This window comes from Poseidonibacter sp. (assembly GCF_041821165.1).
Classification (GTDB): Bacteria; Campylobacterota; Campylobacteria; order Campylobacterales; family Arcobacteraceae; genus Poseidonibacter.
In genome coordinates this window covers 1-8,392 of record NZ_JBGUES010000099.1, presented here as the reverse complement: position 1 = coordinate 8,392, position 8,392 = coordinate 1, and the positions used below count along the sequence as shown (strand labels likewise).

Sequence of the window (8,392 nt, the reverse complement as noted above, 5' to 3'; positions counted from 1 at the left end):
TTTGAGGAGGAAATGTTACAAATCGAAATGGCTGCGTAGATAATTATTTATTTGTCCTGTTTAGGGTTGCTATATCAGTTTGGAGTGGTAACCTAATTTCAGACATAGAATTTAAAAGTATCTAAGTTAAAAAACAAGTTCAACAACCTGTACCTTTTGCAACTTTCCTTAAATATGTAGAAAAAGATACACTATCATATAATTGTAATAACTAACGGTTACTTGCACAAAGTTATGGACGATCTCGTTAAATTACGTACTGTTTAAATAAGAATAAGAACTTAATCCTTGTCCATTTTATAATTTTCATGAATCTGTCTTAACTCTAGTTTAGTATATTTTAATAGTTTGTCTTCTTGTAATTTTTCTTTATAATTCTCTATATTCAAATCTCTTAACATATCTAATTTCATAAATTCAACAATTCTTTCATTATAGAAATTTGCTAATTTAATTATAAAGTTAGTATATCCATTTCTTGTATTGTTAATTTCAAGCGAAGAGTATTTTAAGAGTTCTTTAGATTTTTCTATATATGTAGGAAACTTCTCAATAAAAGTAATTAGGATTTCTTTTGCAGCTATTTTGAATTTATCTTTATTGATTCCTAGAATATCTGCAAGTCCATAAAAATCTTCAACTCTAAACTTAACCTTTTTATGCAAGTATCTATTATTGATAGATAATCCCAGTGCATCACTATTCCCATAATAAACACCAACTGATATAACATCATAAAGAGGAGCAAGTATATTTTTTTTTCTTCCTATATTTAACGCACCAATATTTTTTGCATGAAGATCACTATGTTTAATAATACTAGAGTAAAAATAGAATCTCAATGCATCAAATTTTTCATCTTCACTATATATAATCTCATTTAGCTTAGTAAATAATATTTCACTAGTCGTTTTATATTTTTGAGTACTTTTAATACCAAGATATTGAGCAAAGTCTTTTTGATGATATTTATAGTTTTCATATCTGTCATATCTTTTTGTAATATAATGAAACTCTTTTTCCCCTTCTATTAATGCAGTATATGGTATATTGAAACCCAATTCATTTTTTGCAAAACTCATAAATAGATGTTCATTAATTGCAATATGAGGATAATACCCTTTATCTCTTTTTTTAAACTGCTCAAAATAACTAGATAAATCTTCACTATATGGTTTTAATAGATATAAAGCAACTTCATCTTTTTTAACCTCTGCAATCTCTTTATTTTTAAAATCAATATTAATATCTACTTTATTCTGATTACCACTTAAATGAGAGTGTTCACCTTTTGTTTTAGCTGTTAATATTTCTTTTTCTACATTAAGATTAAATCCATATAAAACATTTGGATAATCATTTCTTCCTAGAATTTTATTTTTAACACTATACCAAGAAGGTCTATTTGAATAATCAGTTACATATTTACTCTCTTCATAGCTATTTATAAAATCATATGCACCATGGGTATTTTTTAAATGTACAAGTAACTCAGATAAATACTCTGTGTCATATTCCCTTACTAATTTATCTCTTCTAGCATATTCAGGAATGAGATTTTCAAACTCTGAGAATAAGTCAGGGCTTTGTACATTTTCTAAAAGGTCGATAGGCTTCTCTCCTTTATATTTTTTATCATATGCAAATTCAAAACCATTTGCACCAAATTGAAGTATTCCAAATCTAACACCTTCTTTAAATACTGTGATCTGTTTTGCTATATATTCATTAATAATGACTCTAGAGTAAAAAGTACCTTTTCCTAAACCTGATTTTTTTACCAGTTCATGTTTAATTAAGAAGTTAATATTATCTAAGAATGTTCTTCTAGGAAGTCCAAGTTCTTTTATAATTTCACTAGTTGTTCCCTCTTTTACTTTTTCAAGTATGGCAATAATATTTCTTTGATTCCTTGATAAATCATCAATTTTCATAATCTTCCTTTCTGTGCGGTACTATGCGAAATACTAGCTACTTAAGTTTTTATTAAATATTATCATAAAAATGGTGATAAATCAATTGTTCTTTGTGCGGTACTGTGCGAAAAATATAATTTTTAAATTTAAATTAATATTTATTTACATAAATTTAAATATGCTTAACGATAACTGTCTTTTTAAGAAGATACATATTACTTTACAATTCTTCCAATATATAAGATATAAATAGTAAGTTCAATACAAAGGATTTATTATGAATGTAGGTTATGCAAGAGTTTCAACTTCAAGCCAAAATCTTGAGAATCAAATTGATCAACTCAAGAGTGCTGGATGCGAAAAGATCTTCTCAGAAAAAAGGTCAGGAAAGAATGAATCAAATAGAGAACAGTTTAAGATTATGATGGATTATGTAAGAGAAGGTGATGTTCTTTATATTACAAAACTTGACAGATTAGCAAGGTCTGTAATAGATCTTCATAATACTGCAAAGTTTTTACAAAATAAAGATGTAAATCTCAAAGTATTACATCAAAACATTGATACAACATCTCCAGCAGGTAGACTGTTATTTACAATGTTAGGTGCTATTGCAGAATTTGAACGTGATTTAATAAATGAGCGTGTTAGAGAAGGAATTGAAGCTGCAAAGAAAAAAGGTGTTCAGTTTGGTAGAAAAGCTATTCTAGGTACTAAAGAGAAAAATATTATATACAAGCAGCACGAAAAAGGAAAGTCTGTTGAATGGTTATCTAAGCTTTTTCATGTAGCTCGTAATACAATCTATAGAGCAATTAAAGATGTATCTAAAAAGAAGTAGTCAATTTGACTACTTCATCTGTTCAAAAATTCAACTCTTTTTGGAACATGCTTTATTTTATGAAAACGGCTCAAAAAGTAAGAGGTTGTAGAAGAGACTATACAAAATTTTGTGCCCTGTTTCTTGTTGACAGAGCACTTTGTGTTATACCATCTATTTGTTTTAATTGAGAGGAAAACCTTTCTTCCATAGATAAGTATACCCATTGTCTAAAACAAGTCTACAGTATTGAAGCACTTGAGTTAAATCATCAGAACTGATAGTTGCATTGAGACCATCATTTGAAACTATGAATAGTTTTACTTTTTCATCATTAATCACATCATCTCTATTATATTTTGACTTTTTGTATTCATTTATTATTTCCTCAATAGACATTTCTATTACTTCATTTCTAACTTCAAAAGTCACCATTTTCTTATTTACTTCTTTTTTACTCATGATAAATCCTTTGAATGGCCATTTTATGGCTTTATTATTACTAACTTTGATTTTATGTATTAAATATTAAAAATAACTTAAATAGAGAATACTTTGAATAGTGTTCACAGTTCGCTGAATGTATTATTACTGTCAACAAGTACTTTAGAAATGAAACAGTATCTAGTGATGTGCAACGAAAATTTACAAAAGCAGTACAAAACAGATGATGGCTATGAGTTCATAGTAAACATTCATTATTGCAGAGGTAACTAAAATTCATACACATTTTTGCTAATTCCTAATCCACCATTTTGTTTCGTAACATCTTTTGTTTTACTTCAAATTTAAAAATTTCCTAAATAACTATGACTTCTTGTTCTATTATAATAAAATTCAATATATTCAAATATCTCTTTTTTAGCTTGTTTTTTTAGTTTAAAAATATGTGTTATAAACTAACTTTTGTTTTAGTGATTTAAAGAAACTCTCTGCAACAGAATTATCCCATCTACTAACGAGGTACCCCTCCTATAATAAGAAATGCTTTAAAAATATAACTTAGAATATCGAAATACCCCTGAGACCAATTATTTGAGTCCGGCCTCAAGTCAGATAGCTATATCAGAACATATTTTTTAATTTATAAGTATGAATTTATGTTACCATTCCAATTATTTATAAATTAGACTTTTTTCATGGTCTACTAATTTTACCTTTGCTTCTTAGTATTGTTATTACTAGCAAAATAATAATATTTCTTTCATTTTAGGATAATTTGTGATTCCTAGTTTATTCATAATAACAAGCATCTTTATACTTCCGTTTGCTGCAAAATTATCTTGATTTCCTTCTTTTAATATATCTTCTTTAATTTTCTTAACGTACTCAATATCTATACCTTTAGGACATAAATGACTAAAATCAAATTCTTTATCTTCTGTAGAAGATTTTTTTATATGATTTATGATTGTATCAACAGTTAATCCTCTCTCTTTTGCTAAATCTTTTAGCTTTGTATGCTTACTTGCTAATTCTTTAGTTATTAAATGTGTAGATGATTTTTTCTCTTTACTAGTACTCATTTCTTTAGGTTTGATTTTTTTAAGATATTTTTCTTGAGAGTCATGTAATTTAATTTGATTATAAGAATTTATCATTACAAGTGATTTATCTGAAGCTGCTTTTATTCTATCATCTATTTTAAGTATCAGTTCATCTACTAGTAAGGAATTTTCATTGTATCCATTGAGACTTAATCCATTTATATCTCTTACTCTTGAAAGGGCAACATATCCCTGTCCTATTTCAAATGTTTTTGATAAATCAATCTGTGCAGCATTTAGTGTCATACCTTGTGATTTGTGAATTGTAATTGCCCATGCTAATTTTAATGGATATTGAATAATACTTGCTAAAACATCTCCCTCTTCATTTTCATAAGTAAATTCTTCTGCATCTACAATTAAAGATCCTTTACCTGATATATCAACTATTGGATTATCTGTATTTTTTTCAAATCCAACCACCTTACCTGTTGTTCCATTTACAAAATTTCCACCTGTATCATTTTTTATAAACATAACAACAGTATCTTTTTTTAGACAAAGTGTTTTTTGGACTAAAGAATTTTTGAACATACGCTCAACATTAGTTTCTGAGCCTTTCTTAAAATACTCATATGTATGCATTTTACCATCTAGTTTATCTAACTCTTTTTGATTTTCACTATCCACATCTATATTATGTGTATAAAGTTTTGTTGGTGAGAAGTCTATATCTAAACTCTTTCCAACTCTACTATCTAAAATATCTTTTGCTTCTTGTGATATAATACCTTCTCTAATATTATCTAATACTTTTGAAATTGAGTTTTCTTGATTTTGCCTATATTTCTTTGTTAAATAACAGGTTTTTAGATCTGCTTCTTTCCATGAAGGAGATTGCCATGCAAATCTTTTCTCATCTTTTGTTCTACTAATAGGAGGTAGCTGAAAGAAATCTCCTGATAATATAATTTGTATTCCTCCAAATGATTTATCATTTTTTTTAGCTATTTGTAATACTTTATCCATTACAGAAAATATAGTTGGACTAATCATTGATACTTCATCAATTATTAGTACTTTTAATTCTTTAAATCTTTTCTTCAATCTTGGATTAGTAGCAATATTATATATATCATCATCACTAAAAAAATCTCTTATTCCTAAAGCAAAAAAAGAATGAATAGTTTTACCATTTAATAGCGACGCTGCAATACCTGTGGGAGCTAATATAGAAGGGAATATCCCACTATCTCTTAGATAACTAATATACTCCTTTAATATATGAGTTTTACCAGTTCCTGCACTTCCTGTAAGAAATACATTTTTTCCAAGTTTTAAAATATTTAGTGTTGCTGATTGCATTATTTATTTTCTTCTTTTAATATATTAATAATCATTTTATATTAATCCTATGCTCTTTATTTTGGCTAACTATACAGTAATAATATATTATTATCAATTTTTGAAATAAGCAATTTAAATACTCTATATTTAATACAATAATTTAATTTTCTTTTATGATATGGATACAGTTTATGGGACATAAAAACAAGTTCAACAACCTGTACCTTCTGGAGTATGTTCACCAATTCAACTCTATTTGGAATAAGCTTTCCCTTAATAAAAACTGCTCCAAAAGCAAGAGTTTATAGGAGTTCTAACGTTTGAGTTGAGAAATAAATTGCCCGCAGGGTAATTTATTTCTCTCCAATGTTTTGTTAGCATTTATGTTGTTAATCCTATCCATTCATTATTTAAATTAAAGATATTAAACATCTCTTTTTTATTTAAAATCCAGTATTGTATCCATTCATTTTCTAAATTAAAATAGTTATAACCATCTTTTTTATTTGAAATTAAATATCCTATCCATTCATTATTTATATTAAATACTAATTTAATAGTTTCTTTTACGGAAACTGTATATCCTATTGGAATCAAATCTATGTTGAATATATAAAGTCCATTAATATTAGATGTTTTATATGGGTTTAATGAAGATGATTTATTTGGATTTATTGATGATGACTTGAATGGATTTAGAGAAGAACTCTTAAATGGATTTAAAGAAGATGACTTATTTGGATTCAAGGATGACGATTTGTATGGGTTAATTGATGAACTTTTAAAAGGGTTCAATGAAGATGATTTATTCGGATTTATTGACGATGATTTATAAGGATTTAGAGAAGAACTTTTAAATGGATTAATCGATGATGATTTATGTGGGTCTCTTGAACTTGGAATATTCATATTATTTCTCCTGTATTTTTATGCTAACTATTTATTAGTAATACATTATATACTAATTACCCATAAAATTACTTAATAGTAATACATTTTAAATGTTATGATATCAAGTTAGACAAAGTCCTATAAATAGGATTAATTCAATAAAATATAAAATAATATATTACAATATGTAATATTTTTTATCTTATTTTTTATCTTTGATATAATTATTTTTGTTAGATTATTAACTAATATCCTTAATATCTTATCAAAATGTTCTGATATTGATTAAAAACTGTAATAGTTTAACATAATGATAAATATATCAGGAGTCTATTATGGGTAAAAAATTACTAGATATTATGAGAGACAAAATACGATTTAAGCACTACAGTATAAAAACAGAACAAAGCTATATCGGCTGGGCTAAAAGATATATTATTTACCATAAGAAAAGGCACCCTATAGAAATGGGAAAAATCGAAATAGAACAGTTTTTGACTTATCTTGCCACAAAACTAAACGTATCTCCTACAACGCAGAACCAAGCCTTTAATGCAATATTATTTTTATATGAACAAGTTTTAAATATCTCTTTAAAAGACCAAAATATTCAAGCACTAAGAGCAAAAGAAAGAAAGCATATTCCTGTAGTTTTAACTATAAATGAAGTAAGAAGTATTATATTAAAAATGACAGGTATTTATCAACTCATAGTTAAACTTATGTATGGGTGTGGATTAAGAATGAAAGAAGCACAAAATATACGTATAAAAGATATTGATTTCGGATACGATAAAATCTATATTTGGGATAGTAAGTCACTTAAAGATAGAACTTTACCACTTCCACTAAAAATAAAAGATGAACTTAAAATTCAAGTTGAGAAAGTAAAAGAAATACACCAAAAAGATTTAGAAAATGGATATGGAAGTGTATATATACCTTATGCACTTGAACGAAAATTTCCAAAAGCAAAATTTGAAACCAAATGGCAATATGTTTTTCCTATGAATAAAATCTCGAAAGACCCAAGAAGTGGTGAACAAAGACGACATCATATTTTAGATGTGACTTTAAGTAGAAATATAAAAAATGCAGTTGAAAAATCCAATATAGATAAAAGAGTAACCTCTCATATTTTTAGACACTCTTATGCAACTCATCTTTTGCAGAATGGTACAGATATACGAAGCATTCAAGAACTTTTAGGACATAAATCTATAGAAACTACGATGATATATACACATGTAGTAAAAGAATTAAATAAAGGTGATATTAAATCACCATTGGATTTTTAAATTTTATGAATAAATATTGATTGTTAAATTCTGATTCAAAACCTGTACCTTCTGGAGTATGTTCACCAATTCAACTCTATTTGGAACAAGCTTTCCCTTAATAAAAACTGCTCTAAAAGCAAGAGGTTTTGACAAGGATATAAGTAAACGGTAACTAAGATTAATACAATTTAATTCTAGAAGATAAAAATATTCATACGAAAACTAATTTTATAATTTCCGACATTAAACAAAAAATATATTTCTTAATTTTCGTATATTTTTTAAAATTTAAAATATGACAAAATTACTTGGTGTCGGAAAACAAATGATTAAATATTCATAAAATCATAAATAAATTTTGAAAAAATAAAGCTTAGAATACCTCTAACTAATATTAAATCTATATCCAATTTCTTTTAATGTTGTTTTCGTTTTATCATTAAAGTAATTTTAATAATAAACATCATATGATTATATGTTCATATATTATTAATAAAGGTAAAGCTATGTCTATACAGTGTTGTGACCATACCAAAGAAGTAGAAAAAGTAAAGAAAATTTTAATTTGTGATGAAACTTTATATGATGTTGCAGAACTTTTTAAAGCTTTTGCAGATACAACAAGAATAAAAATAATTGCTGTATTAAAAG

The 8,392-nt window shown here is 26.3% G+C and carries 6 protein-coding genes and 1 pseudogene; 2 read left to right on the top strand and 5 right to left on the bottom strand.

Features of this window, described 5'->3' with window-relative positions; all coding sequences use genetic code 11:
* Positions 1 to 281: 281 nt before the first annotated feature.
* A complete protein-coding gene (locus tag ACERKK_RS08580; protein ID WP_373772668.1) occupies positions 282 to 1,934 on the bottom strand; it encodes a HipA domain-containing protein in 1,653 nt (550 codons plus the stop codon).
* A gap of 259 nt (positions 1,935 to 2,193) precedes the next feature.
* Between ACERKK_RS08580 and ACERKK_RS08575 the strand changes: the two genes are divergently transcribed.
* On the top strand, positions 2,194 to 2,757 hold the full coding sequence (locus ACERKK_RS08575; protein ID WP_373772667.1) for a recombinase family protein: 564 nt from the start codon (positions 2,194 to 2,196) through the stop codon (positions 2,755 to 2,757).
* Positions 2,758 to 2,919: 162 nt separating this feature from the next.
* Here the strand turns inward: ACERKK_RS08575 and ACERKK_RS08570 are convergent, their stop codons facing one another.
* The 4 genes and pseudogenes from ACERKK_RS08570 to ACERKK_RS08555 all read right to left on the bottom strand — a co-directional run bounded on the left by ACERKK_RS08570 (position 2,920) and on the right by ACERKK_RS08555 (position 6,479).
* Positions 2,920 to 3,198: a hypothetical protein gene (locus tag ACERKK_RS08570; RefSeq protein WP_373772666.1), complete on the bottom strand. Its 279-nt coding sequence runs from the start codon at positions 3,196 to 3,198 to the stop codon at positions 2,920 to 2,922.
* Between the two features lie 326 nt (positions 3,199 to 3,524).
* Positions 3,525 to 3,687: pseudogene (locus ACERKK_RS08565) on the bottom strand (IS3 family transposase); the annotation flags it as partial.
* Between the two features lie 230 nt (positions 3,688 to 3,917).
* Positions 3,918 to 5,588, bottom strand: coding sequence for an AAA family ATPase (locus ACERKK_RS08560; protein WP_373772665.1), 1,671 nt, complete (start codon positions 5,586 to 5,588; stop codon positions 3,918 to 3,920).
* A 363-nt stretch (positions 5,589 to 5,951) separates the two neighbouring features.
* Positions 5,952 to 6,479, bottom strand: a complete 528-nt coding sequence (locus ACERKK_RS08555) for a hypothetical protein (RefSeq protein WP_373772664.1) — start codon at positions 6,477 to 6,479, stop codon at positions 5,952 to 5,954.
* Between the two features lie 317 nt (positions 6,480 to 6,796).
* Between ACERKK_RS08555 and ACERKK_RS08550 the strand changes: the two genes are divergently transcribed.
* Positions 6,797 to 7,759: an integron integrase gene (locus ACERKK_RS08550; protein WP_373772663.1), complete on the top strand. Its 963-nt coding sequence runs from the start codon at positions 6,797 to 6,799 to the stop codon at positions 7,757 to 7,759.
* Positions 7,760 to 8,392 lie beyond the last annotated feature (633 nt).

What these genes read in the sequence shown, in the direction of transcription:
- ACERKK_RS08560 (WP_373772665.1), bottom strand. Translation starts at nt 5,588, where the DNA reads ATGCAATCAGCAACACTAAATATTTTAAAACTTGGAAAAAATGTATTT.
- ACERKK_RS08570 (WP_373772666.1), bottom strand. Translation starts at nt 3,198, where the DNA reads ATGAGTAAAAAAGAAGTAAATAAGAAAATGGTGACTTTTGAAGTTAGA.
- ACERKK_RS08575 (WP_373772667.1), top strand. Translation starts at nt 2,194, where the DNA reads ATGAATGTAGGTTATGCAAGAGTTTCAACTTCAAGCCAAAATCTTGAG.
- ACERKK_RS08580 (WP_373772668.1), bottom strand. Translation starts at nt 1,934, where the DNA reads ATGAAAATTGATGATTTATCAAGGAATCAAAGAAATATTATTGCCATA.
- ACERKK_RS08555 (WP_373772664.1), bottom strand. Translation starts at nt 6,479, where the DNA reads ATGAATATTCCAAGTTCAAGAGACCCACATAAATCATCATCGATTAAT.
- ACERKK_RS08550 (WP_373772663.1), top strand. Translation starts at nt 6,797, where the DNA reads ATGGGTAAAAAATTACTAGATATTATGAGAGACAAAATACGATTTAAG.